Origin of the sequence: Rhodococcus jostii NBRC 16295, assembly GCF_001894825.1 — a bacterium.
Taxonomy (GTDB): domain Bacteria; phylum Actinomycetota; class Actinomycetes; order Mycobacteriales; family Mycobacteriaceae; genus Rhodococcus_F; species Rhodococcus_F jostii.
The window spans coordinates 1-593 of the sequence record NZ_BCWY01000223.1; the positions used below are offsets into that span (position 1 = coordinate 1).

At 65.1% G+C, this 593-nt stretch carries 1 protein-coding gene; it reads left to right on the forward strand.

The window, feature by feature from the left end:
* Positions 1-217: 217 nt before the first annotated feature.
* A partial coding sequence (locus RJ1_RS44850; protein ID WP_170008955.1) for a helix-turn-helix domain-containing protein occupies positions 218-593 on the forward strand: 376 nt, incomplete at its 3' end.

A 593-nucleotide genomic window follows, 5' to 3' on the forward strand; every position in this document is an offset into this window, starting at 1 on the left:
TGGTTCGATGCGGACACTGTCGTGTGATTCGCAGCCCAGGACCAACGGGGTCGGGCATCGGGGCCGGTTGAACCCATCGTCGGTGTCGTGCACCTCGCCACCGCCCTGTCCGCGACCGGGGTACATGCATCGTTGCGGTCTTGGTCTCTGCGAGGCTCGTGGAAACTGTCGTACCGTCCCCGTAACATCGAACGTATATTCGATTTGGGGGTGGTGGGTGAGTACGGTTCTGCAGGCGTACCGGTTCGCGCTTGACCCGACCTGCGCGCAGGAGACGGCGTTGCGGTCGCATTGCGGTGGTCAGCGGTTCGCGTTCAATTGGGGTCTGGCGCGGGTCAGGGCGAACCTGGATCAACGCGAGGCGGAACGCTCCTACGGCGTGACCGGTGAGCAACTCACACCGTCGATGTCGTGGTCTGCTTACAGCCTCCGCAAGGACTGGAACCAGGTCAAGGGTGAGGCGGCGCCGTGGTGGGGGGAGAACTCGAAGGAGGCCTACTCCTCGGGGCTGGCGAACCTGGCGACGGCGCTGGCGAACTGGTCGTCCTCCCGGTCGGGGAAGCGGAAGGGTCCGAGGGTCCGTTTCCCGAGGT